The organism is Phytohabitans rumicis, from assembly GCF_011764445.1.
GTDB classification, from domain to species: Bacteria; Actinomycetota; Actinomycetes; order Mycobacteriales; family Micromonosporaceae; genus Phytohabitans; species Phytohabitans rumicis.
Genome location: NZ_BLPG01000001.1, coordinates 6293242 through 6315165, shown reverse-complemented (window position 1 = coordinate 6315165; position 21924 = coordinate 6293242). Strand labels below are relative to the sequence as shown.

General features: G+C 71.5%; 26 protein-coding genes and 2 pseudogenes. 7 read left to right on the top strand and 21 right to left on the bottom strand.

From position 1 onward, the window contains the following. Positions 1 to 206: 206 nt before the first annotated feature. The 11 genes and pseudogenes from Prum_RS28785 to Prum_RS28740 form a co-directional block, all read right to left on the bottom strand. Positions 207 to 1394, bottom strand: coding sequence for a rolling circle replication-associated protein (locus tag Prum_RS28785; protein ID WP_173079330.1), 1188 nt, complete (start codon positions 1392 to 1394; stop codon positions 207 to 209). A 170-nt stretch (positions 1395 to 1564) separates the two neighbouring features. Then, entirely contained in the window at positions 1565 to 1900 is a 336-nt protein-coding gene (locus Prum_RS28780; protein ID WP_173079329.1) for a hypothetical protein, read from the bottom strand. Positions 1901 to 2102: 202 nt separating this feature from the next. Beyond that, the gene (locus tag Prum_RS28775; protein ID WP_173079328.1) at positions 2103 to 2378 is read right to left on the bottom strand and encodes a hypothetical protein; all 276 of its coding nucleotides are present in this window, start codon (positions 2376 to 2378) and stop codon (positions 2103 to 2105) included. Then, the gene (locus tag Prum_RS28770; protein WP_173079327.1) at positions 2378 to 2788 is read right to left on the bottom strand and encodes a hypothetical protein; all 411 of its coding nucleotides are present in this window, start codon (positions 2786 to 2788) and stop codon (positions 2378 to 2380) included. Before Prum_RS28770 ends, Prum_RS28775 begins: the two co-directional genes overlap by 1 nt. After that, complete coding sequence (locus tag Prum_RS28765; protein WP_173079326.1) at positions 2788 to 2985, bottom strand: hypothetical protein; 198 nt, start codon at positions 2983 to 2985, stop codon at positions 2788 to 2790. Before Prum_RS28765 ends, Prum_RS28770 begins: the two co-directional genes overlap by 1 nt. Positions 2986 to 3292: 307 nt before the next feature. Next, a pseudogene (locus Prum_RS55805) lies at positions 3293 to 3511 on the bottom strand (Acb2/Tad1 domain-containing protein); the annotation flags it as partial. 9 nt (positions 3512 to 3520) lie between these two features. After that, the gene (ssb, locus tag Prum_RS28760; RefSeq protein WP_173079325.1) at positions 3521 to 3997 is read right to left on the bottom strand and encodes a single-stranded DNA-binding protein; all 477 of its coding nucleotides are present in this window, start codon (positions 3995 to 3997) and stop codon (positions 3521 to 3523) included. 297 nt (positions 3998 to 4294) lie between these two features. Continuing rightward, positions 4295 to 4744 (bottom strand): hypothetical protein, encoded by a 450-nt coding sequence (locus Prum_RS28755; protein ID WP_173079324.1) that lies wholly within the window; start codon positions 4742 to 4744, stop codon positions 4295 to 4297. After that, a complete protein-coding gene (locus Prum_RS48860; RefSeq protein WP_178132665.1) occupies positions 4741 to 5265 on the bottom strand; it encodes a hypothetical protein in 525 nt (174 codons plus the stop codon). Before Prum_RS48860 ends, Prum_RS28755 begins: the two co-directional genes overlap by 4 nt. Continuing rightward, entirely contained in the window at positions 5262 to 5618 is a 357-nt protein-coding gene (locus tag Prum_RS28745) for a hypothetical protein (protein ID WP_173079323.1), read from the bottom strand. Before Prum_RS28745 ends, Prum_RS48860 begins: the two co-directional genes overlap by 4 nt. After that, positions 5615 to 5809 carry a helix-turn-helix domain-containing protein gene (locus Prum_RS28740; protein ID WP_173079322.1) on the bottom strand — a complete coding sequence of 65 codons (195 nt, stop codon included), beginning with the start codon at positions 5807 to 5809 and terminating at the stop codon, positions 5615 to 5617. Before Prum_RS28740 ends, Prum_RS28745 begins: the two co-directional genes overlap by 4 nt. Before the next feature lie 416 nt (positions 5810 to 6225). Between Prum_RS28740 and Prum_RS28735 the strand changes: the two genes are divergently transcribed. After that, complete coding sequence (locus Prum_RS28735; protein ID WP_173079321.1) at positions 6226 to 6420, top strand: hypothetical protein; 195 nt, start codon at positions 6226 to 6228, stop codon at positions 6418 to 6420. Positions 6421 to 6827: 407 nt separating this feature from the next. On the opposite strand, the gene Prum_RS28730 is transcribed toward Prum_RS28735, so the two are convergent. Both Prum_RS28730 and ctaC read right to left on the bottom strand, forming a co-directional pair. Further along, on the bottom strand, positions 6828 to 7253 hold the full coding sequence (locus Prum_RS28730) for a cytochrome c oxidase subunit 4 (protein ID WP_173079320.1): 426 nt from the start codon (positions 7251 to 7253) through the stop codon (positions 6828 to 6830). Between the two features lie 10 nt (positions 7254 to 7263). Then, positions 7264 to 8166 (bottom strand): aa3-type cytochrome oxidase subunit II, encoded by a 903-nt coding sequence (gene ctaC / locus Prum_RS28725; RefSeq protein WP_246278160.1) that lies wholly within the window; start codon positions 8164 to 8166, stop codon positions 7264 to 7266. 96 nt (positions 8167 to 8262) lie between these two features. On the opposite strand from ctaC, the gene Prum_RS28720 reads away from it, so the two are divergent. Both Prum_RS28720 and Prum_RS28715 read left to right on the top strand, forming a co-directional pair. After that, positions 8263 to 9372, top strand: a complete 1110-nt coding sequence (locus Prum_RS28720; RefSeq protein WP_173079318.1) for a cysteine desulfurase family protein — start codon at positions 8263 to 8265, stop codon at positions 9370 to 9372. After that, entirely contained in the window at positions 9369 to 9587 is a 219-nt protein-coding gene (locus tag Prum_RS28715; protein ID WP_173079317.1) for a sulfurtransferase TusA family protein, read from the top strand. The genes Prum_RS28720 and Prum_RS28715 overlap by 4 nt, the downstream gene beginning before the upstream one ends. On the opposite strand, the gene Prum_RS28710 is transcribed toward Prum_RS28715, so the two are convergent. The 4 genes from Prum_RS28710 to Prum_RS28695 all read right to left on the bottom strand — a co-directional run bounded on the left by Prum_RS28710 (position 9584) and on the right by Prum_RS28695 (position 12720). Further along, entirely contained in the window at positions 9584 to 10558 is a 975-nt protein-coding gene (locus Prum_RS28710; protein WP_173079316.1) for a carbohydrate kinase family protein, read from the bottom strand. The two genes, Prum_RS28715 and Prum_RS28710, sit on opposite strands and share 4 nt — an antisense overlap. Before the next feature lie 102 nt (positions 10559 to 10660). Continuing rightward, positions 10661 to 11029: an iron-sulfur cluster insertion protein ErpA gene (gene erpA / locus Prum_RS28705; RefSeq protein WP_173079315.1), complete on the bottom strand. Its 369-nt coding sequence runs from the start codon at positions 11027 to 11029 to the stop codon at positions 10661 to 10663. A 41-nt stretch (positions 11030 to 11070) separates the two neighbouring features. Next, positions 11071 to 11505 (bottom strand): MarR family winged helix-turn-helix transcriptional regulator, encoded by a 435-nt coding sequence (locus Prum_RS28700; protein ID WP_246278159.1) that lies wholly within the window; start codon positions 11503 to 11505, stop codon positions 11071 to 11073. Positions 11506 to 11613: 108 nt separating this feature from the next. Next, positions 11614 to 12720 carry a glycerate kinase family protein gene (locus Prum_RS28695; protein WP_173079314.1) on the bottom strand — a complete coding sequence of 369 codons (1107 nt, stop codon included), beginning with the start codon at positions 12718 to 12720 and terminating at the stop codon, positions 11614 to 11616. Between the two features lie 59 nt (positions 12721 to 12779). Here Prum_RS28695 and nadA point away from each other — a divergent pair, with 59 nt between their 5' ends. The 4 genes from nadA (at position 12780) to Prum_RS52030 (ending at position 16737) form a co-directional block, all read left to right on the top strand. Further along, entirely contained in the window at positions 12780 to 13949 is a 1170-nt protein-coding gene (nadA, locus tag Prum_RS28690) for a quinolinate synthase NadA (RefSeq protein WP_173079313.1), read from the top strand. Between the two features lie 149 nt (positions 13950 to 14098). Next, complete coding sequence (gene murA / locus Prum_RS28685; protein ID WP_246278158.1) at positions 14099 to 15445, top strand: UDP-N-acetylglucosamine 1-carboxyvinyltransferase; 1347 nt, start codon at positions 14099 to 14101, stop codon at positions 15443 to 15445. A gap of 19 nt (positions 15446 to 15464) precedes the next feature. Beyond that, on the top strand, positions 15465 to 16091 hold the full coding sequence (locus Prum_RS28680; protein WP_173079311.1) for a DUF3043 domain-containing protein: 627 nt from the start codon (positions 15465 to 15467) through the stop codon (positions 16089 to 16091). Then, the gene (locus Prum_RS52030; RefSeq protein ID WP_246278157.1) at positions 16078 to 16737 is read left to right on the top strand and encodes a DUF2461 domain-containing protein; all 660 of its coding nucleotides are present in this window, start codon (positions 16078 to 16080) and stop codon (positions 16735 to 16737) included. Before Prum_RS28680 ends, Prum_RS52030 begins: the two co-directional genes overlap by 14 nt. Positions 16738 to 17512: 775 nt before the next feature. On the opposite strand, the pseudogene Prum_RS52025 reads toward Prum_RS52030, so the two are convergent. From Prum_RS52025 to Prum_RS28660, 4 genes and pseudogenes are all read right to left on the bottom strand, one after another. Continuing rightward, a pseudogene (locus tag Prum_RS52025) lies at positions 17513 to 18631 on the bottom strand (adenylate/guanylate cyclase domain-containing protein); the annotation flags it as partial. Between the two features lie 68 nt (positions 18632 to 18699). After that, positions 18700 to 19347, bottom strand: coding sequence for a response regulator (locus Prum_RS28670; protein ID WP_246278156.1), 648 nt, complete (start codon positions 19345 to 19347; stop codon positions 18700 to 18702). An 11-nt stretch (positions 19348 to 19358) separates the two neighbouring features. Beyond that, complete coding sequence (locus Prum_RS53925) at positions 19359 to 21368, bottom strand: sensor histidine kinase (RefSeq protein ID WP_173079309.1); 2010 nt, start codon at positions 21366 to 21368, stop codon at positions 19359 to 19361. 71 nt (positions 21369 to 21439) lie between these two features. Further along, the gene (locus Prum_RS28660; RefSeq protein ID WP_173079308.1) at positions 21440 to 21898 is read right to left on the bottom strand and encodes a hypothetical protein; all 459 of its coding nucleotides are present in this window, start codon (positions 21896 to 21898) and stop codon (positions 21440 to 21442) included. Between the last annotated feature and the right edge of the window lie 26 nt (positions 21899 to 21924).

Here is a 21924-nt window from a genome sequence, read left to right as displayed (position 1 = left end):
CCTGCCCGGTAGGGCGATCGGCTCGATATTCAGACTGATCCATCGATCACCGCGCTGACGCTGCTTGGCGAACGCGAGGGCCAGGCCCTCCCCGACGTGCGCCGCGCACCACCATGTGACCTCGGGTGGAGCCACACCGAGATTCGGATCGAACGCGAACTCCGCACGCGCCAGGCAGCCCCCGAACATGCACAGGCGTCTACCCATCAGGCCACCCGGTCACCCATCAGACCGAGCACAGTGGACCTCGCGCGGGCCTGCATCTGGGCAAGCCACCGAGCCAGCTGGGAGGCGAACGCGGCGCCGTCGTTGACGGACACCCACCCGGCGCCGCCGCGCATCCTCTCGACCCGCCGGCGTACCCGCCGATGTCGCACCTTCCCGCGCGAGGCGACCAGCTGGGCGCCGGCCAGCCCGACGACCTCGTGCGCGACGGGGATCACCCGGCCGCCCCGGACCCGCGGCGCCCGGACCTCGCGGGTGGTGCCCTGCGCGCGGGCCCACCGCCGGATCGTCCGGGCGATCAGCTGGGCGTCACGCGGGGAGACCTCGACACCGCGCACCACCCGGTCGAGGTACCGGTACCCCCAGAACCGCCCCGGGCCCATGCCCGGCGCCGTCCACGCGTCCGGGACACAGTTTTGGTACTCCTTGGCCGAGAAGCTGCCGTGCTTGGTGAAGTAGATCGCCGCGCGCTTGGGGTCTTGCAGCCGCGCGCCTTCCTGGTAGTCGACGCCGGTCCCGGCCGCCAGGTGGTTCATGTGCTCGATCGGGTCGGGGTGGTTGACGATGTCCGCCCACACCACCGACAGCCACGCCTTGAACGGCAGGCCCGAGCCGGCCGCGTCGGCGCGGGAGTGCGCGCGCCCGTGCGGCGGGACCATCAGCATGTGGAAGTGCGGCGCCCCCCGCCGCTGAAACTCGAGTTTCCAGACGCTGAGCAACTCGGTGCCCCACGCGGCCCGGTACCGCCGGTAGAACTCGTCCAGATGCCGCTTGACCGCCCTACCGTTCGGCGCCACGGTCAGCCAGTCCCCGGGGTAGGTGAGCGTCACCATCGCCGGCACAGCGGCCGGGTTGGTGAACATCGGCAAGTAGTCCAGCTCGCACAGCGCCCGGACCATGTTGGCCCTGGACTTGCGCGACCACCCGGTGATCTCCCGGCGGGGCATCGGCGCCGGCGGGAACTCCCCGGTGCGCTCCAGCTCCCCGGCAAGCTCGTCGGCCACCTTCCGCCGGCGCCGCTGCTCGCGCTCCGCGGTGCGCTCCCGGCGGGCCAGGTCGGTCCGCTTCACGCCGACCGCCCCGGGCCCGATCGTCACCCGGGCCCGCGGACCCTCATGCCCATCCCACGACGGCAGCGCCTCGTACAGCCCGGCCGCGGCTTCCAACATCTGAGACGACGGGAACCGGTGGGAAAAGCGCGTGAGCTGCTCAAACTCGCCGTCACCCGGGGACGCATCGACTTCCGTCGTCCGAAGACGCTGTGTTTTGGCACATATAACAAGCCCAGGCGCCGCGCCGGAGTGATCCACTCCCGCGCTACGCTCCGCATCCGCCGGCGTCACGTTGCGCTACCGGCGTCGCATCCGGTCCTGCGGTGTTCGGCCACCGGACCGTTGATGATGTTGGCAAGGTACTCGCCTTCCAACAGCTTGGTGAGCCAGCCGCACCGGTGAGCCACGAAGATCCCGTGGTGGTCGTCGTCCTCGTGCCACCATCCGATCGAGAACCCGGAGAGGGTGGCCAGCAAGACAGGCCAGTCCCGGCGAAGGTGGTCACGTGCTAACGCGCGCGCCGCGGCGCGTTGCTGTTCGTCCATCACGTCCCAGGCCCGGCCTTGGCCGGATCGGGCCAACAGCTCGACGGCGTCCTCGGGAAGGTTGACTTCAACGGACATGTGCCCTCCGTCCACTACACTCGGCGGTGCTCTTCACAAGGGGCGCCGCCGACCCAGACCGGGGAAGCAGACGACGGGACCGACCATTGGTCGGTCCCGTCGCCGTATCTCCCCACCGACACGAGCGACGGCTTCGCCGCCGCGCACAAGGGGCAACCGCGCTCACCATCCCGGGGGTGGCAAGATCACGGCCGCCACGGTGCTAGATGTAGACGGTCTCCCCGTTCACCTCGGTCGCGATCGGACACGAGCACGCGCCGACGTAGGTGCCCCCGCACTTCCGGCAGCACTGGCAGTACGGCGAACCACCGCACGCGCAGCAGTGGGACGGGATGGCCCAGCCCGAGCCGCCGCACGCCCAGCAGTCGGTGTAGCCGTTTTCCCCGCTGCCGTCGCACGCGCCGCATTCACTGCCGCCATCGGCGCACGTATCGCACTGCTCCTCGTCGACGTCGTCGACCGGCAGCTGCTCGGCCATCACGCATCACCGTCCGGCAGGGGCCGGTAGCGGTCCTGGGTCCGCAGCAGCAGGGCCAGCACCCCGCCGTAGACCGGGTCCTCGAACCTGGTCCGGGTCGCCGGCACGAAGGTCACTACGGTCGGCACGTCGGACGGCTGGGTGTGGAGCAGACCCGGCCGGTTGAGGCCCACCCACCCGCCGGTGTTGTCCGCGAGCATGACCCGGAACCCCCACCACCCCGGGGTGACCTCTCCGTCCCACTGGAGGTTCACGTCGACGGTGTTCAGCGGCCCGAGGCCGAGCACATTCAGGCGTATGACGTCGCTGCACCGCTCGTTGGGGTGCAGGAGGTGGATGAACGCCGGGACGAGCGGATCGCCGTCCCGGTAGACGCACACCTCGACCGGCAGGCTCAGCGACTCGGCCATCACTTACCCGCCTTGCGGGAGGCCCGACGCCGCGCCCGCTCCATGTCGGCGCCCACGCCCATCCGGTGCGCCTGGCCCATCCGCCATGCCAGCGCGTTCTCGGTCCGGCCCTCCACCTTGCCCTCGGCCCTCCAGGCCCGGTCCAGCCGGAGGACTTGGCGGATCTTGCGCCCCCGGCGCCGCTGCTCGGCGTTCACGCGCTCTCCCCGGACTTGACCACGTACGGCCGCACGAACACGGACTCCGGCTTGGCCACCGCTGCCTTACCGATCGCCGGCGCCGCGTTGCCCGCCGCGGGGCCTGGTCGGGGGTGGCCGCCGGCGGGCCGGGCGTAGCGACCGCTGAGGACCCGGAGGGGTCATCAAGGTCCCGGCCCGCCGGCGTGTCCTTGGTGCCGGCCGCCGCGGCGGGCGCGTCGTCGACGCGCTCCGGCGGCAGGGCCAGCCAGTCCCGCATCGAGCGCTGCCAGCCAGGGTCACCCGAGCCGTAGCAGGCAACCGCGGAGTTGGCCGCCCACATGGCCTCGCGCAGCGCAGCCAGCGCGAGCTTTTTCGGCTCGCACTCCGGCAGCAGCTCGTTCAGCCGGTGCGCCGTGGTGCGCATCATCGCCCGCACGTGGTCGTGCACCGGGCCGGTGACGGGGGTAGCCGGGTGGTAGCCGAATTCCTGCTCGATTGTCGACGGCTGAGTGCTCCGCCAGAAATTGAACTGCGTCGTCGTCATGGAGATCTCCTAGAAGGGTGGTTCGTCGTCGCTGAATCCGGCGCCGGCCCTCGCCGGCGGTTGGCTGGAGCCCGTCGACCACGGGTCGTCCGGCGGCACGTCGCCGGCCGAGCCCCGGGCCATCTTCTTGACCGTCGCGGTGGCGTAGGACAGGTCAGGGCCGACCGCGTCGGCGGTGACCTCCCACCCCGAGCGCATCTTCTCGGGTTCCTTGACGTCCTTCCACCGTCGCTCGGACAGAGTGCCGTCGACGATCACCCGGTGGCCCTTGGCGAGGCTGTTCGCGATGTTCTCGGCCAGCTGCTTCCACGCCGTGCATCGATAGAAGCTGGGCTCGCCGTCCTTCCACTGCCCCGAGTCCTTGTCGAAGGTCCTCGGGTTCACGGCCACGGTGAACTTGACGACGGCCGTGCCGCTGGGGGTGAACCGCAGCTCCGGATCGTCGGTCAGGTTCCCGTTGACGGTGATGGAAACGGTATTTCGCACTGCTCAGATGCCCTTTCCAGCTCAGTGTTTCCTGGGGGTACAGACAGGGGTGTTGCGCGGAGGTACTGCCGGTAGCGGCCACGACCAAGCGGCTCACGCGCCGACTCCACGACGATCGCGAACAGCCGGCCGAGCGCCTCGCGGGCGGCGCCCAGCTCCTGCGGCGTGCCGGTGAGCCAGCCCTCCAGCCCGGCCGGGGCGCGCGGCGCCGTCGACGGCATCAGCGATCGCCGCCGGACAGCATGGCCAGCCAGATCACCACGGCCAGCACGGCGAGCAGCACCGCCCGGCGGACGCTCACGACCGGCGCTCGTCGACGACCTGCGCGAGCGCCGAGAGGATGTCGCGGACCGCGGCGACGGCCTCGGCGTCGGTGATGGTGTCCGCCCGGTGAAGGTCCATGGCCCCCTGCATGAGGACCCCCGCGGCGAGGGTGGGTGGCGCCCCCGGGCCGGTGATTCCACGGATCCTCGCCGCGTACAGGTCGACGTTGGTCGCCGGGGCTGGCGCCAGCGGCGCCTTGATCGCTTGCATGGTGCGGAAGTCCCAGCCGTCCCCACAGCACTTCCCGGCCGGATCGCTGAGCGTGCGGTACGGCGCGAGGCCGGTCGTCTCGCGCAGGGTGTCGATGTAGGCGTGCTCCGCGCACACCCACACATCCCCGTCGAGCGACTTGTCGCTCTGGGTGAACAGCTCGAATCGGAAGCTCGCCGGCGCGCCGCAGCCGGGCAGGGTCAGCGGCTTCATGGCGACACTTCCTCGGCCGGGGCGTCGCTGTCGGTCGACGTTTTCAGCAGCACCTCCAGCGCCTCCGCGAGCGCCTTTTCGGCGCGCACCCCACGCATGAAGTCACCGCCGGGTCGTTTGGCTTCCTGCCACTCGATCGCCGCCGCGACCACCTCGCCGCCGGCCGGGAGAAGCGCCGCCGCGGCTTCCGGCTTGATCGACCAATGCCCGGCGTGGAACGCCTCGCGGTGCTCAGCGCTAAAGGCCGGCAGGGACTGATGGCCCTCCCCGGGGGTGTAGCGGGCGAACTGGCTCAGCCACTTGTGGGGGCTGTGGCTGCCCTGGTGGTGCCATAGCTCGGGCGGCACCTTGCCGAGCCAGCGCCGGATGATCTCCCGGCCGATGTGCTCGACCAGCTCGCCGGCGCGGTGGTCTCCGAATGGCGCCGGGTTGGCCTGCGCGACGTGCCAGGCCAGCGCGAGGAAGCTGTCCGCATACCGGCTCAGCTTGCTGTCGTCGATCTCGATCGTGATCGCCGTCATGCTGCCGACCTCCTCGGCAACGGCAGGTCCAGCGACACCCGACCGGTAACGGCCATGCCGAGCACCTCGCCGTCAGGTGGGGGCGCGTCGGCCGGCGGCGCCGCCACGTCGCGCACCCACCCCTCCTCGTCGTCGACGGCGGGCGGCCCGGCCGCGGCCCGGGCGCGGATTACCGCGGCGTCGTCCGGGGGCGGGTACGCACTGATCACCTCGTTGAACTGCGCCGGGCCTAGCTCCTCGTAGCGGGCCCAGAGCGGCAACAGGATCAGGGCATCCATGCGGTTGTCGCACCCGAACGCGTCGAGCGCCGTGATCGCCGCCCGGACGATCGGCTCCGCCCTCCCCGCGCTCATGACGCGCTCCGCAACTCGGCCGTTTCGATCGCAATGACGTCCAGTTCGCGGACCTTCATCCGGCCCGAGGGCAGCGTGATCGAGGGCAGCTTGCCCGTGCGGATCCACTCCCGAACGGTCTCCGGGGTGACATCCAAACGCTTCGCTACCTGGGAAGGTGTTAGTTTCCGATCAACCTGTGTATCACCCATGTCGGGGGAGGCTAGACCTGCCAAGAAACCTGTGTCAAGCATAGGTTCCTCGGCGATTGCTTCCGATCCTGCGTCTTGCGCTCTAACCTGTGCTGCATGACCGTGACGCAGCAACCGCCGAGTACGACCGGTTGGGTTCCGGATGACAGCGCATTTGGATCTCGCCTAGCGCTGATTCGGCAGCGCATGGGGTGGGGAAACGTTAAAGAGGCCGCATTGGCTTGCGGCCTCCCAGTTGAGTCGTGGCGCACATGGGAGCGCGACAATGTCCAGCCTCGCCGGTACACGGACGTCTGCGTCGTGATCTCGAAAAGAACCGGGTGCGACCTGGGGTGGCTTCTTGCCGGATCGCAATTGCTGGGTAGCGTGAGAACTACAACCGGGTAATTCCCGCTTCCCTAGCCGAGGAGGGCCCCGTGCGAGAAATGCACTGCGCCACCTGCCAGGCCGAGATGCCCTTCGAGAGCCTGCCGTACGACGAGGACGGGGACGAGCTGGTCTGCACCGGCTGCGGCACCGCCGTCGTGACCGCGCCCATCACCGTACGGCTCCTGATGCGCCAGCCCGCCGGCGCCGGCATCGCCCCGCAGCAACGCCGCGCCGCCGCGTAACCCCACGTCCGCGCCGATCAAGGGATTTGCCGTCGATCAAGGGCAAACGGCCGTGAAAAGAGATCAAACCACAGCCGTTTACCCTTGATCGCGGGTGTTTTCCTTGATCGACGAGGCTAGCGTCCTGGGTGAGCGGGTGAAGGGCGGGCGTGCGGCTCGTCTTACGCGAGCGGTAGACCTGGATCCTCCAAGCGCGAGCCCCAGGCGCCGTGCCAGCACCGTCGATCAAGGAATTCCACGTCGATCAAGGGCAAACGGCCGTGGATTGGAGATCAAACCACGACCGTTTGCCCTTGATCGACGCACAAGCGAAGCGCGCACAAGCGAAGCGCGCACAAGCGAGGCGCGCGCAAGCGAGCGCGCACACGAGAGGGCGCGCCAAAAGAGCGCGCCCAAGCCAGCAGGGCTCAGTGCTCGGCGGTGCGCCTTGTGCCGGTGTAGTACTCGAAGAGGAGGCCGCAGGTGGCGAACGTGACCGCGATCAACCCGACCGCCAGCAGCCACCACATCCAGAAGACCAGGCCCAGGCCGGCCACCGTCGCCGCCCCGGCCAGCCCGACCGGCCAGTAGCTACCCGGGCTGAAGAAGCCGATCTCCCCCGCGCCCTCGACGATGTCGGCGTCCGGGCGGTCCTCCGGGCGCGGGTCGATACGGCGGGACACGAACCAGAAGAACCCGCCGCACATCGTGGTCAGCAGCCCGGACAGCAGCAGCCCGATGGTGCCCACCCAGTCGATCTCGCCCATCTCGGCGTTGGTCCACCACGCGTACACGACGCAGGCGAGGTACAGGAACACCGAGACGATGCCGAAGATCCGCCATTCGGTCTTCATCGCGCTGCCCTCACTTTCCGCTGGACGGGTTGAAGTTCGCGGCGTCGCGCTTGGTGTCGAACGGCTTCGTGGTGGTCGCCAGCGGCGGCTCACCGATCGCGCTCAGCGCCTCCGGCGTCGAGGCACCGTCCCGCTTGGCCGCCAGGAACTGGTCGAACTTCTCCGGCGACACGGCACGCAGCTCGAAGTTCATCATCGAGTGGTAGGTGCCGCACAGCTCGGCGCACCGGCCGACGTACCGGCCTTCCTGCTCGATGCTCGCGACCTCGAACTCGTTGCGGATGTTGCCGGGGAAGACGTCCCGCTTGAAGAGCAGCTCCGGCACCCAGAACGAGTGGATGACGTCCTTGCTGGTCTCCTCGAAGCGGATCCGCTTGCCGGTGGGCAGCACGAGCACGGGGATCACGTCGGTGGAGCCGAGCGTGGAGGCGACCGTGTTGGCGTCCGCGCCGGTGCCGTCGCGGTAGTTGAACTGCCAGTTCCACTTGAACCCGACCACCTCGACGACCACGTCAGGGTTGGGCCGCGTCTTGTCGACGTCGGTCTGAATGACCGCCGTGTAGTAGAACAGCACGCACACGACCAGGATCGGCGCGATCGTGTACAGGAACTCCATCGGCATGTTGTACCGGGTCTGCACCGGCAGCTCGTCGCCCCGCTTGCGGTAGCGCACGATGCACCAGAAGATCAGACCCCACACCAGGGCGCCGACCGCCAGCGCGGCGATGGCCGAGCCGATCCACAGGTCGTACATCCGGTTGGCCTGCGGCGTGATCCCGCCCTGCGGCCAGCCGAAACCGTCGACCGCGCTCCCGACATCGCAGCCGGCCAGCAGGGTGACCACCGCCAGCGCACCGGCGCCAAGCCCGGCGAGCCGCCCCACTCGGCGGTTGCGCGTACCCCTAGCGATCACCTGGTCCTGCCTCCCTAGCAGTGCCGTAGCGAGCAAACGGCACATTACTCGACCATGCGTCTACTACACGCCGTGGGGGTGGGTAGCGTCGTTCGCATGCAGGCGTTCTTCGACGCGGCCGCCGGCGCGCCGCTCCATCCGGTCGCGCGGCAGGCGCTGCTCGCCGCCCTTGAGGACGGCTGGGCGGACCCCGGCAAGCTCTACACGCAGGCCCGCCGGGCACGCCAGCTTCTCGACGCGGCGCGCGCCGCGACCGCCGAGATTCTTCGGGTACGCCCCGACGAGCTCGCTTTCACCCCCAGCGGCACCGCGGCGGCACACTCGGCCGTGCTGGGGACCGCGAAGGGGCGCAGCCGCGCCGGCACGGCCGTGGTGCACTCCGCGATCGAGCACTCCGCGGTGCTCTACGCGGCCGGCGCGAGCGGCGTGAGCGTGCCGGTGGACCGCCTCGGCCGGCTGGACCTGGACGCCTGGCGGGACGCGGTCGCCCGGCCCGGGGTCGCGCTGGCCGCCCTCATCAGCGCCAGCCACGAGGTGGGCACGCTGCAGCCGGTACGCGCGGCGGCCGAGGCGTGCGCCGCCGCCGGAGTGCCGCTCTACGTGGACGCGGCGCAGTCGGTCGGTCGCGTCGACGTACCCGATGGGTGGTCTGTGCTGTCCGCGAGCGCCCGGAAGTGGGGTGGTCCGGCGGGCGTGGGCCTGCTGGTGGTGCGCAAGGGCGTGCGTTGGCTGTCGCCGTACCCGGATGGTGATCGGGAGACGTGCCGTGACCTGCCGGCGATCGTGGCGGCCGCGGCGGCCCTGCGGGCGGTGAGCGCCGATCAGGCCGCGCTGGCCGCGCGGCTGGCGCCGCTGGTGGACCGGATCCGGGCGGTGGTGGCGGCGACCGTGCCGGACGTGGAGGTGGTGGGCGACCCGGACGCGCGGCTGCCGCACCTGGTGACCTTCTCCTGCCTGTACGTGGACGGCGAGGCGCTGCTGCACGCGCTGGACCGGCGCGGCTTCGCGGTCTCCTCCGGCTCGTCCTGTACGTCGTCCACGCTGCGCCCCAGCCACGTGCTGGAGGCCATGGGCGTGCTCTCGCACGGCAACGTCCGGGTCTCCCTGCACCGGGACACGACGAAGGCGGAGGTGGACCGGTTCCTGGCGGAGCTGCCCGGCGTGGTGTCCGACCTGCGCGCCGAGGCGGGGGTGGTGGGCCTGTGAGCGAGGTGGTGCTCGACTGCCTCGGCCAGCGCTGCCCGCTCCCGGTGATCGCGCTGGCCAAGCGCCTGCCCCAGGTCGAGGTGGGCACGGTCGTGCGCGTCCTGGCCGACGACCCCGCGGCGGCGAACGACATCCCGGCGTGGTGCCGCATGCGCGCCCAGGAGTACCTGGGCTCGCCGACGCCGAACGCCTACGCGGTGCGCCGGGTGTCCTAGCCCAGGTGCGGGGCCACTTCCTTGGCGGCCTCGTCGCCGTACGAGTCGGCGAGGCGGGCCAGGAAGACGTCCCGCTGGACCAGGTACTCCTGGGTGCCCACGGTCTCCAGGACCAGCGCGGCGAGCAGCGAGCCCACCTGCGCGGCCCGCTCCAGGCTGAGCCCCCAGGCGAGCGCGGCGAAGAACCCGCTGCGGAAGCCGTCGCCGACGCCCGTCGGGTCGACCGCGTCGACGTCGCGGGCGACCGGCACGTGGATGCGGTCCAGGCCGTTGCCGACGATCTCGACGCCGTCCTTGCCCAGCGTGGTGATGCGCACCTTGACCCGGTCGAGCACCTGCGCCTCGGTCAGCCCGGACTTGCTCTCCAGCAGCGATTTCTCGTACTCGTTGGTGAGCAGGTACTCGGCGCCGTTGATGAGCTTCTCCACGTCGCCGCCGTCCATGCGGGCCAGCTGCTGCGACGGGTCGGCCGCGAAGGCGTACCCCCGGATCCGGCACTCCTCGGAGTGGCGGATCATCGCGTCGGGGTCGTTCGCGCTGATCAGGACGAGGTCGAGCCCGCCGGTGCGCGCGGCGACCGGCGACAGCTCGATGTTGCGGGCCTCGCTCATCGCGCCGGCGTAGAACGACGCGATCTGGCACATGTCGACGTCGGTGGTGCACACGAAGCGGGCCGTGTGGGCGACCTCACTGATGTACACCGACTCGCAGTCCACGCCGTGCCGCTCCAGCCAGGACCGGTAGTCCGCGAAGTCCGCGCCCACCGCGCCGAGGAGCACCGGGTGCAGGCCGAGCTGGGCCATGCCGAAGGCGATGTTCGCCGCGATCCCGCCCCGCCGTACGACCAGGTCGTCGACCAGGAACGACAGGGAGACCTTGTGCAGCTGATCGGCGATGAGCTGATCGGCGAACCGACCCGGGAAATGCATCAGGTGATCGGTGGCGATCGAGCCGGTAACGGCGATCTTCATGTCGGCCCTCGGGGTCGGATGCGAAACAAGTGCGCGGGCCAGCCTATGCACAAAGCGGGACCGCCGTACAGGCGGTCCCGCTTTCCGATAGACGATGGTTTCCTAGTGGAACGAGTCGCCGCAGGCACACGACCCCTGGGCGTTGGGGTTGTCGATGGTGAAGCCCTGGGCGTCGATCCGGTCGGCGAAGTCGATGGTCGCGCCCGTGAGGTACGGCGCGCTCATCCGGTCGACGACGACCGCTACGTCGCCGAAGTCGCTCACGACGTCGCCGTCGAGCGAGCGCTCGTCGAAGAAGAGCTGGTAGCGAAGGCCCGAGCAGCCCCCCGGCTGCACTGCCACCCGCAGCCGCAGATCGTCGCGGCCTTCCTGCTCGATCAGAGCCTTGACCTTCTGCGCCGCGACGTCGGTGAGGACGACGGTGGTCGGGGCCTTAGCCTCGGTCGACTCGGACTGCGTCGAAGTGGTCACTTGCAAGTCTCCCTGCGCCGGTGCGGTTGGTTCGGTACTTATCAGGCAACGCTAGCCCGCTGGCCGGCGATTCCCAATCGGCTGTCCTTCGAGTTTAGGTCAGCGGACCCCAGAACGTCGGCGAGCACGGCTCGCTGGGTGGGTCGGGCGGACTCCTGGCGCCGCCGGCCCTCCTCCGTCAGTGTGACGAAGACACCACGCCGGTCCTGCTCACATAGGGCCCGGCAGACCAGCCCGTCACGCTCCAGGCGGGCGACCGCCCGCGACAGCGCGCTCTGGCTGAGGTGGACCAGGTCGGCGAGCTCCTGCATGCGCAGCTTGGCCTGGTCGGCGCCGGCGAGCCGGTCGATCACCTCGAACTCGCTCATGCCGAGGCCATGCTGCTCCTGCAGCTCGCGCTCCAGCGCACACGAAGCGTCGTGGTAGCGCTGCGCCAGCGCACGCCACTCGGCAACGAGCCCCGGATCCACGGACACACCGGCATCCTACCAGATGCCCATACATCTAATGCACATGCATCTAGCCTGCAAGGAAGGGCACCTTGTTATCGCCTTTTGCATAATAAGGTGCCCTTCCTTGCAAGGTCAGCGGCTCCATTGGGTGGCTAGGTGGGCGGAGAGCTCGCGCAGGCAGGTGGCGGGGTCGGCCATGGCGCGGTCCAGGCCGAAGCGGTCCGCCAGCGCCAGCGCCTCGGTCACGCCGGCCGCGGCCGCCTCGCGCCGGCCGGTGCTGACCCGGCCGGCCACCACCAGGCAGGGCAGGCCGCGGTCGCGGGCACCGCCGGCCACCCCGGCGACCACCTTGCCGCGCAGCGACTGGTGGTCGAACGAGCCCTCCCCCGTGATCACCAGATCCGCCTCGTCGAGCGCCGCGTCCAGGCCGATCAGCCGGGTCACCAGCCCGATGCCGGACTCGCACCGGCCGCCGAGCGCCAAAATGGCGGCGCCCAGCCCGCCCGCGGCACCCGCGCCGAGCAGGTCCGCCAGGCCCGGCGGGCAGGTCGCCAACCTTTCTAAAACAGAAGCCCACCGCGCCAGCGCGCCGTCCAGCAGCAGCACGTCGGCGCGGGATGCGCCCTTCTGCGGGCCGTACACGTTGGCGGCGCCGTACAGCCCGGTGAGCGGGTTGTCCACGTCCGTCGCCGCCACCAGGTCCACCGGCCGCAGCCGGGGTACGCCGCTCAGCCCGGCCACCGCCGTCAGCGCCGCCCCGCCGTACGGCAGCGCGTAGCCGGCCTCGTCCACCGGCGCAGCGCCGAGCGCGGCGAGCATGCCCGCGCCCCCGTCGTTGGTGGCCGACCCGCCCAGCCCGATGACGACCCGCCGCGCGCCCGCCTCGACCGCGTGGGCGACCAGGATCCCCAGACCGTACGACGTGGCGCCCAGCGGGTCTCTTTCCGAGGAAGCGAGCAGGTGCAGCCCGCACGCCTGGGCGCTCTCCACGTACGCGGTGTCGCCGGCCAGCACGACCGAACCGGTGACCGGGCGGCCGAGCGGGTCGACCGTCGGAACGTCGAACGACGTACCCAGGAAGGAGAGCACCGCGACGAACCCTGGCCCGCCGTCGGACAGCGGCCGGGTTACCACCTGATCGCCCGGCACGGCGGACCGCCAGCCCTCCGACAGGGCACGAGCGACCGCGGGCGCCGACAGCGTGCCGGCGAACTTGTCCGGGCAGATCAGTACGCGCATGAGTCCGCAGTGTGGCAGGACACAGCATCGGGATCGCGCCGGGGCGCAGAATGGACGGCGTGACAGAGACGTGGACTGAGCCCTCCAGCACAGGTGCCGCCCTGCTCCTGCTCGGGCGGGGCACCGATCCGTCCGCCGAGCGCGGCGTCGAGTGTCCCGGCGAGCTGCCCGCACCCAGCGACCCGACGCTCGTCGAGCGGGCGGCGCGGGCCAAGGCCGCCCTCGGCGACCGGCTCTTCATACTCGGGCACCACTACCAGCGGGACGAGGTGATCCAGTTCGCCGACGTGACGGGCGACTCGTTCAAGCTGGCCCGCGAGGCGGCCGCCCGCCCGGACGCCGAGTTCATCGTCTTCTGCGGCGTGCACTTCATGGCGGAGAGCGCCGACATCCTCACCTCCGACGCGCAGAAGGTGGTGCTCCCCGACCTGGCCGCCGGCTGCTCGATGGCCGACATGGCCGTGCTGTCGCAGGTCGAGACCGCGTGGGAGCTGCTCGAAGACGCGGGTGTGGCCGACTCCACGGTGCCGATCACGTACATGAACTCCTCCGCCGACATCAAGGGCTTCGTCGGCCGCCACCACGGCGTGGTCTGCACCTCGTCCAACGCCAAGCGGGCGCTGACCTGGGCGTTCGAGCGCGGTCAGCGGGTGCTCTTCCTGCCCGACCAGCACCTGGGCCGCAACACCGCGATCCTGGAAATGGGGATCGACGCCGACGACTGCCTGCTCTACGACCCGCACAAGCCGGGCGGTGGCCTCACCGCGCAGCAGCTCGGCCAGGCCAAGATGCTCCTCTGGCGCGGGCACTGCTCGGTGCACGGCCGCTTCACCAAGAGCAGCGTCGACGAGATCCGCCTCCGGGTCCCGGACGTCAACGTGCTGGTCCACCCCGAGTGCCGCTTCGACGTCGTCACGGCCGCCGACTACGTCGGCTCGACCGAGTACATCATCAAGATCATTGACGCCGCGCCCGCCGGTTCCGCGTGGGCGGTGGGCACCGAGCTCAATCTGGTACGCCGGCTCGCGAACGCGCACCCCGACAAGCAGATCATGTTCCTGGAACGAAACGTCTGCTACTGCTCCACGATGAACCGCATCGACCTGCCCCATCTGGTGTGGACGCTGGAGGAGTTGGCCGCCGGTCGCCTGGTCAACCAGATCACCGTCGACGCCGACACCGCGCATCACGCGCGCGTCGCGCTCGACCAGATGCTCGCCCTGCCGTAACGGACGGTAGCCCTACCTTTACGCGCTCCCTGTTTCGTGCCACCTCGTGCGGTGCGCACCCCCGGATTAAGGTCACGGAGCGCTATGCTGCCCGGGCGGCGATCGAGGGTATGTAGCCGTCAGGGAAACCACCGGCTGGAGGTTCTGCGTTGACCGTGAATGACGTCTTGACCGTGCACGGCGGCACGCCACTGCACGGACAGATCCGGGTCCGCGGTGCCAAGAACCTCGTCTCCAAGGCGATGGTCGCGGCACTGCTCGGCGATGCGCCGAGCCGGCTGTACGACGTACCGCGCATCCGCGACGTCGAGGTCGTCCGTGGGCTGCTGGAGCTGCACGGCGTCAAGGTGAGCGACGGCGCGGAAGACGGCGAGCTGGTCTTCGATCCGGCCAATGTGGAGAGTGCCAGCACGGACGAGATCAACGTCCACGCCGGTTCCAGCCGCATCCCGATCCTGTTCTGCGGCCCGCTGCTGCACCGGCTGGGCCACGCGTTCATCCCGGACCTGGGCGGCTGCCACATCGGCCCGCGCCCGATCGACTTCCACATCCAGGCGCTGCGCGAGTTCGGCGCGGTGGTCGACAAGGCCCCGGACGGCATGCACCTGACCGCCCCGAACGGCCTGCACGGCACCAAGCTGGAGCTGCCGTTCCCGAGCGTCGGCGCCACCGAGCAGGTCCTGCTGACCGCGGTGATGGCCGAGGGCGTGACCGAGCTGCGCAACGCGGCGGTCGAGCCGGAGATCGTCGACCTGATCTGCGTCCTGCAGAAGATGGGCGCGATCATCAAGGTGCACACCGACCGGGTCATCGAGATCCAGGGCGTGCCCCGGCTCAGCGGCTACAGCCACCGCCCGATCCCGGACCGCATCGAGGCGGCGAGCTGGGCGGCCGCGGCGCTGGCCACCGGCGGCGACATCGAGGTGATCGGCGCCGAGCAGGTCGACATGATGACGTTCCTGAACGTCTTCCGGTCGGTCGGCGGCGCGTACGAGGTCATCGACGCCCGCCCGGCGGCCGGCCAGGAAGGCAAGATCCGGTTCTGGCACCCGGGCGGCGAGCTGCGCGCGGTGGCCATCGAGACCGACGTCCACCCCGGCTTCATGACCGACTGGCAGCAGCCGCTGGTGGTCGCGCTCACCCAGGCCCGCGGCCTGTCGATCGTCCACGAGACCGTGTACGAGCAGCGGCTGGGCTACACCGAGGCGCTCAACACGATGGGCGCCACGATCCAGGTCTACCGGGACTGCCTGGGCGGCACCCCGTGCCGCTTCGGCCGGCGCAACTTCAAGCACTCCGCGGTGATCGCCGGGCCGAGCAAGCTGCACGCCGCCGACCTGGTCATCCCGGACCTGCGCGCCGGGTTCAGCCACCTCATCGCGGCGCTCGCCGCCGAGGGCACCTCCCGGGTGTACGGCGTGGATCTGATCAACCGTGGCTACGAGGACTTCGAGGCGAAGCTGGCGGCCTTGGGCGCCCACGCCGAGCGGTCCTGAACCGGCTACCCTTCACAACGTGCCGTCACTGTTCCGTCGCAAGTCCGCCGACCTCGTCGAGGCCGCTCCCGAAGCCGACCTCGTCGAGGACGAGGCCGCGCGCCCGAAGGGCTACACGCCGAGCAAGAAGGAGCTCGGCGTGCAGACCCCCAAGCGCGCCAGCAGCAACCGCCGCCGGGCCGCCGAGCCGGCGCCGTCCAACCGGCGCGAGGCGTACAAGCGGATGCGGGAGCGGCAGCGCTCCGACCGGGCCGAGCGCGCGGAGGGCATGCGGTCGGGCGACGAGCGCTACCTGCTCGCCCGCGACCGCGGCCCGGAGCGGCTGCTGGTCCGCAACGTGGTGGACTCCCGGCGCACGGTGGGCACGTGGTTCTTCGGCGGCGCGCTGATCGTGCTGATCGGCTCGTCGGGCGCGATGCCGGCGCAGATCCGGCTGGTGTCCAACCTGCTGTGGGCGGCCCTCGCCCTCGGTGTGATCGTCGACTCGATCCTGATCTGCCGCAAGGTCAAGAAGCTCGTCCGGGAGCGCTTCCCGAAGTCGACCCAGCGGACGGGCTCGCTCTACCTGTACGCGGTGACCCGTTCGATCACGTTCCGCCGGATGCGGATGCCCAAGCCCAAGGTGCAGATCGGTGACGCAATCTAAGACGTTCGCGGGCTTTCCGGCCGAGGCGTTCTCGTTCTACGAGGGCCTGGAGGCGGACAACTCAAAGACGTACTGGACGGCCAACAAGGACGTGTACGACCGCTGCGTGCGCGCCCCGCTCACGGCGCTGGCCGACGAGCTGGCCTCGGCGGTGCAGAGCGAGCCGAAGATCTTCCGCCCGTACCGGGACGTGCGCTTCTCCGCGGACAAGTCGCCGTACAAGACGCATCAGGGCGCGTTTTGCGAGGTGGCCAGCGGGGTCGGCTACTACGTGCAGGTCGACGCCGAGGGCCTGTTCACGGCCGCCGGGTTTCACGCACACAGCCGGGGCCAGACCGCCCGCTACCGCGCCGCGGTCGACGGCGACGACACCGGGGCCGGCCTCGACAAGATCATGCGTACGCTCGCGCGGCAGGGCTTCGCGCCCTCGGGCGACCGGGTGAAGACCCGGCCGCGCGGCTGCCCGGCCGACCACCCGCGGCTGGAGCTGATGCGGCACGAGTCGCTGGTCGCCGGTCGCCGGCATCCCGCAGGCCCAGAGGTGGAGGGCCGGGCCGCGCTGGACCTGGTACGCACCGACTGGCGCCGGCTCCGCCCGCTGGTCGAGTGGATCGAGGCCAACGTCGGCGCGTTCGAGGAGGGCTGACCGGGCCGCACCGGGCCGCCATCGCGAGCGCGGCACACGCGGCCGTCACGTACGGCCGGGCGTCCCGGTGCAGCGCGCGGGCCAGCTCGGACGCGGCGATCAGGTGGCGGGCCCGCTCCTCGTCCACCCCGGCCCGGCGCCGGGCCAACCCCCTGCCGAGCCACTCGGCCGCGGCCCGGTGGTGGTCGACGCGCACCGCCCGGGGCAGCCGCGCGTAGGCGACCTGCCGGACCACGCCCGCGCCGAAGCCGTACTCCAGCTGGCTCGTCGCCGACGCGCGGCGGGCCAGCAGGCCGCGGCGCTCCAGCCGGCGCAGCGCCGCCCGCGCGTACGCGGAGTCGGCGCCCAGCAGGGCGCTCACCGCGTCCGCCCGTACCGCGTCGCCGAGCACCGCGGCGGCCTGCAGGACCGCCCGATCCGGCTCGTCGAGCTGGTCGAGCCGGGCCGATACGCTGCGCCGTACCCGCTCGGGGATCTGCTCACTGTGCCTGCTGGCGCTCGCTTCGCTCGCGCGGGCGCCGGGGCCTGGAAGGCGGCGCCTTCCCTCGTCGCTTCGCTCCTCAGTCCAGACGCCGCCGGCCCCGACGCCGGCCCGGGCGAGCTCGACGGCGTACCCGGGAACGCCACCGACGAGCCGCAACAGCCGGTCGGTGGGTGCCGCGCGACCCAGCAGCCGCCCCAGCAGCCGGCGGGTCTCGTCGTTGGTGAGCGGGCGTAGCGGCACGGTCTCGCCCAACCGCAGCTCGGACCGGTCGGTGACGAGGACCGTGAGCGGCAGCCGGGGCGCCGCGGCCGGCAGGTCGCGCACGAACCGGACCGTCGCCGCGTCGGCGTGGTGCAGGTCTTCCAGCACGAGCACGAGCGGCTGCCGGGCGGCGGCGCGCAGCAGGTGCTGGCAGGCCCACTCGACGTGCGGGTCCGGCGCGGCCAGCGGCCCGAGCAGCGTGGCGAGCCCGTCCACCACCCGCGGCAGCTCGCCGGCCTCGACCAGCGCGCCGGCCCACTCGGTGAGCCGGTGCCGGACGGTCGGCGCGTCGTCGCCGTCCCGCACGCCGGCCTGGCCGCGCACCACGTCGGCGAGCGGCGCGTACGGGCCGGCGCCGGCCGGCGCACACCGGGCGAACCACCAGCGGGCCACCGCGTCGGCCCGCGCGGCCTCGCGGACCAGCCGGGACTTGCCGATCCCGGGCGGCCCGACCACCGACACCAGCGCGGGCGTACGCGCACGCGCGACCTCGCCCAACCGGGCGGCGAGCCCGGACAGCTCGGCCCGGCGCCCGACCATCGGCGCGTCGTGCCGGTCCGGCTGCGGCGGTACGGCCGCGTCCGCCCGCCAGACGTCGATCGGCTCGGGCTTGCCGGCCGGCGTGATCGCGGCCAGCTCCCGGTAGCGCACCATCGTCGCGGTGGCCCGCCGGGTGGCCGCCGTGACGACGACGCTGCCCGGCTTGGCCAGCGCCTGCACCCGCGCGGCGGTGTTGACCACATCACCGCAGACCAGCGCCTGGCCGCCGTCCCGGACGGCGGCGAGGTCGACCACCACCTCGCCGCTGGCGATGCCCACCCGCACCCGGACCGGTGACCCGTCCGGGAGCGCGAGGCCGGCCAGCTCCCGCTGGATCTCCAGGCCGGCCAGCACCGCCCGGTACGCGTCGTACTCGTCGGAGTGCGGCGCCCCGAAGACCGCCAGGACGGCGTCCCCGACGTACTTTTCCACCACTCCCCGCCAGCGGTGGACCACCCGGCTGACCCGGGCGAAGTATTCGATCTGGAGCGCCCGCACGTCCTCCGGATCCAGCCTGGCGGCGAGCGCGGTGAAGCCGGCCACGTCGGCGAAAAGCACGCTGACCCAGCGTCGTTCCTCCCGCAGCCGGCCCCCCGGAGACCACGTCATGCCAGCACCATGCGCCTCACGCTGTCCCGGCCCGAAGGGACGGACGTCCCGGGCAGCCGGGAAGGAAACTAGGGTTCGATGCCCGCATCGCGGGCGAGAAGAGCCGCCTGGACCCGATCAGCGACGCCCAGCTTGGTGAACACGATGGACAGTTGATTGCGGACCGTCTTCTCGCTCAGGTTGAGGTGCCTGGCGATCTTGGGATTGCTGTCGCCGCGCACCAGGCCGGCGAGGATCTCGCGTTCCCGCGGGGTGAGCGTGTCGAACGGCGGCCGCAGCGTGGCCGGCGCCCGCTGGAGCGCGGCCAGCACGTCCGGGCCGATCCGCGGGCCCAGGACCACACCGCCGTTCGCGACGGTCCGCAGCGCGTCGACGACGGTGTCCGGCTCGGTGTCCTTGAGCACGTAGCCGCGGGCCCCCGCGCGCAGCGCCCGGGCCACCCGGTCCTCGTCGTCGTAGTACGTCACCATCAGGACGTTGACCCGCGGGCAGAGCTGGATGATGCGCCGGGTGGCGTCGATGCCGTCGCCGTCGGGCAGGGCGACGTCCATCGCGACGACGTCGACCTGCTGGCTGACCGCCTCCTTGACGGCCTCCTCGACGGTCGCGGCCTCCACGACGTCACGGACCCACGGCTCACCCTCGAGCATCGCCCGCAGACCGCGCCGCACGACGGGGTGGTCGTCGACAATCAGAACCCGCTGGGGCGCAATCACGTCTCCGCATGCTAGCGGTGTTCCAATTTCGGCGTATGTCCCCTAAGGGGGATGCTGGGGATCGGCAGGTGGACGCGGACCGCCGTGCCGCGCGGCTCGCCGGCGGTGACGAAGCACTCGCCGCCGAGCTCCTCGGCGCGTTCCCGCATGGAGTCGAGCCCGACGCCGCGCTGGCTGGGGGCCGCGGCCTCGATCCCGACGCCGTCGTCGACGACCTCGATGTTGAGCGAGCGGCGCCGGCCGACGGTGATCCGGCAGGTACGCGCGCGGGCGTGCTTGGTCACGTTGGTCAGCGCCTCGCCGACGATCCGGTACGCGGCCACCTCGACCGCCGCGGGCAACCCGTCGAGGCTCTCCACGACGTACAGGTCCAGTGCCAGTGCCGGGCCCTCGAAGCGCCGGCACTGGGCCCGCAGCGCGGCCTCCAGCCCGTCGTCCAGCTCGGCCGGCCGGGGCAGCCCGTCCAGCAGCTGGCGCACCTCGGTCATGCAGAGCTGCAGGTCGGCGGCCAGTACGTCGAGGATCTCGCCGACCCGCGCCGGCTCGGTGACCGACTTGCGCGCGGCCCGCACCTGCATCGACAGGCCGGTGAGCGCCGGGCCCACCCCGTCGTGCAGGTCCCGCCGGAGCCGCCGCCGCTCCTCCTCGCGCGCCATGATCAGTCGTTCGCGGGACTCCTGCAGGTCGCGGATCAGGCGGGTCGCCTCGGTGACCACCGCGGCGTACTGCGCCACGTCGTCCAGCAGTTGCCGTTCGCGCCGGCTGAAGTGACCGCCGGAGCTGCGCGGGCCGACCAGCAGCCGGCCGAGCCGCTCGCCGTGGGCAACCATGTCGAACTCCTCCACCTGGGTGGTGCGCCGGCCGTACTCGGCGGAGACGCGTGGTGAGCCGTGGTCGGCGAGCTCCACGGCGGCGTACGGCAACCGCAACGACGTGGCGATCGTGCGCATCAGCACCGGCAGCACGGCGTCCGGGTCGGTGGTCTTGCCGTGCACGTCGCCGATGCTGGCCATCACCTTGTACGGGTTGTCGCGGTCGCCGTAGAGCAGGTAGTCGACGCCGTGCTGGACCCGCCGGCGCACCGGCTCGAACGCCACCGCGATCAGCCCGGTGGCCACCAGCGACGCGTCCGAGGTGCTGCCACCCATGACCAGGTCACGCAGCAGCGCGACGATCGCCACGAAGCCCACGATCACCAGCAGGCTCATCACCAGCCAGACGACGGTGCGGTTGACGATGCGATCCAGGTCGTACAGCCGGTAGCGCAGCACCGCGAGGGTCATCGCCGCCGGCATGGCCGCCGCCGCCAGCGCCCACGCACCGGCGAGGCCGAGCGCCCCGTCCACCGCCAGCGCCAGCGGGATCAGCACCGCGGCGGGCAGCAGGCAGGCCAGTTGCTGGCGGACCTCCCCCGCGGCGCGCCGCCAGCGCAGCACCAGCGACACCAGCACCCCGATCAGGCCGGCGCCGGCGACGAGGATCGCCACCTTCGCGACCGCCTCCAGCGCGGCGGCCCGGCCGGTCAGCGGGGTGTCCACGGTGGTCACCAGGGTGCGCGGATGGTCGATCGCGGCCACCGCCAGCGCCACCGTCGCGACGCCGGTGGCCCCCGCGATCAGCCAGGCGAGCGGGCGCCATCGGCGGGACGGCAGCCGCCCGTCGGGAAAGAGCAGCAGCGCGAGGACCGTCAGGCCCAGCGGCGGCCAGCCCGACCACTGGTACGCCCACGCCAGCGCGACCGGCCCCGCCCAGCTGCCGGCGACCACCGACCCGCACGCGATCGCCCCGGCGGCCAGCATGAGCCGGCCGACCGGGTGCCCGGGCACCCCGGCGAGGATCAGGGCGGCCATGGGTGTGAAGAGCACCGCGATGGCCGCCGTCAGGACCATGTTGCCGATCGGCACCGCGCGGTCGTCGACCAGCTGGCCGGCCAGCGCCGCGGCGGCCACCGCCGCCAGTGCCGCGAGGCCGGCGGCGACGACCCACCGCCGGGGCCCCGGCGTGCCGGGTATGTCGCCCATCACGACCTCCAACTGATCGCCGATCGTGGATCGGCGCGCGTACCCGCGAGCCTGTCAGTGCGCCCGAAGCGCTAGTGCGCCCAGAAGTTGTGCCACCAACTCCCGTCATGGCGGGTGCCGGCCACGCCACCGTAGGCGTGTCCGAATATCGGCTCAAGGAGCACGTAGCACTCCGCGAGGGGACGCCCGTCGAGCACGGGCAGCCGGCTGAGCGCCTCGACCGAGGTGACGGTGGGCGGAGCCGCCTTGGTTATGCGCTTGTCCACCGTGGCTGCCAGGTGTTGCCGTACCGCGGCCAGCCGCGCCTGCACCGCGGGCACGTCGGACTGGCCGCCGGCGTCACTCAGGCCCATCAGCGTCCCCGTGTCGCTGAGTACCGGAGTGAGCCGGCGGCCGTTGACGTCGAAAAACTCGACCGAGGCGAGCTGGTCGGCGTCAAACTCCTTGGTGTCCACGACGCTCTGCGCGTCGCGGTAAACGTGGAAGGCGGTGTTGTTTGCGGCGACGACGAAGATGGGACTTGCGCTCATTGCGCTCTCCTTTGCACTCGAGGTCG

Excerpts from the sequence above, each read along its gene's own strand:
- Prum_RS28785 (WP_173079330.1), bottom strand. The coding sequence starts at position 1,394 with ATGTTGGAAGCCGCGGCCGGGCTGTACGAGGCGCTGCCGTCGTGGGAT.
- Prum_RS28780 (WP_173079329.1), bottom strand. The coding sequence starts at position 1,900 with ATGTCCGTTGAAGTCAACCTTCCCGAGGACGCCGTCGAGCTGTTGGCC.
- Prum_RS28775 (WP_173079328.1), bottom strand. The coding sequence starts at position 2,378 with ATGGCCGAGCAGCTGCCGGTCGACGACGTCGACGAGGAGCAGTGCGAT.
- Prum_RS28770 (WP_173079327.1), bottom strand. The coding sequence starts at position 2,788 with ATGGCCGAGTCGCTGAGCCTGCCGGTCGAGGTGTGCGTCTACCGGGAC.
- Prum_RS28755 (WP_173079324.1), bottom strand. The coding sequence starts at position 4,744 with ATGAAGCCGCTGACCCTGCCCGGCTGCGGCGCGCCGGCGAGCTTCCGA.
- Prum_RS48860 (WP_178132665.1), bottom strand. The coding sequence starts at position 5,265 with ATGACGGCGATCACGATCGAGATCGACGACAGCAAGCTGAGCCGGTAT.
- Prum_RS28745 (WP_173079323.1), bottom strand. The coding sequence starts at position 5,618 with ATGAGCGCGGGGAGGGCGGAGCCGATCGTCCGGGCGGCGATCACGGCG.
- Prum_RS28740 (WP_173079322.1), bottom strand. The coding sequence starts at position 5,809 with ATGGGTGATACACAGGTTGATCGGAAACTAACACCTTCCCAGGTAGCG.
- Prum_RS28730 (WP_173079320.1), bottom strand. The coding sequence starts at position 7,253 with ATGAAGACCGAATGGCGGATCTTCGGCATCGTCTCGGTGTTCCTGTAC.
- Prum_RS28720 (WP_173079318.1), top strand. The coding sequence starts at position 8,263 with ATGCAGGCGTTCTTCGACGCGGCCGCCGGCGCGCCGCTCCATCCGGTC.
- Prum_RS28710 (WP_173079316.1), bottom strand. The coding sequence starts at position 10,558 with ATGAAGATCGCCGTTACCGGCTCGATCGCCACCGATCACCTGATGCAT.
- Prum_RS28695 (WP_173079314.1), bottom strand. The coding sequence starts at position 12,720 with ATGCGCGTACTGATCTGCCCGGACAAGTTCGCCGGCACGCTGTCGGCG.
- Prum_RS53925 (WP_173079309.1), bottom strand. The coding sequence starts at position 21,368 with ATGGGCGACATACCCGGCACGCCGGGGCCCCGGCGGTGGGTCGTCGCC.
- Prum_RS28660 (WP_173079308.1), bottom strand. The coding sequence starts at position 21,898 with ATGAGCGCAAGTCCCATCTTCGTCGTCGCCGCAAACAACACCGCCTTC.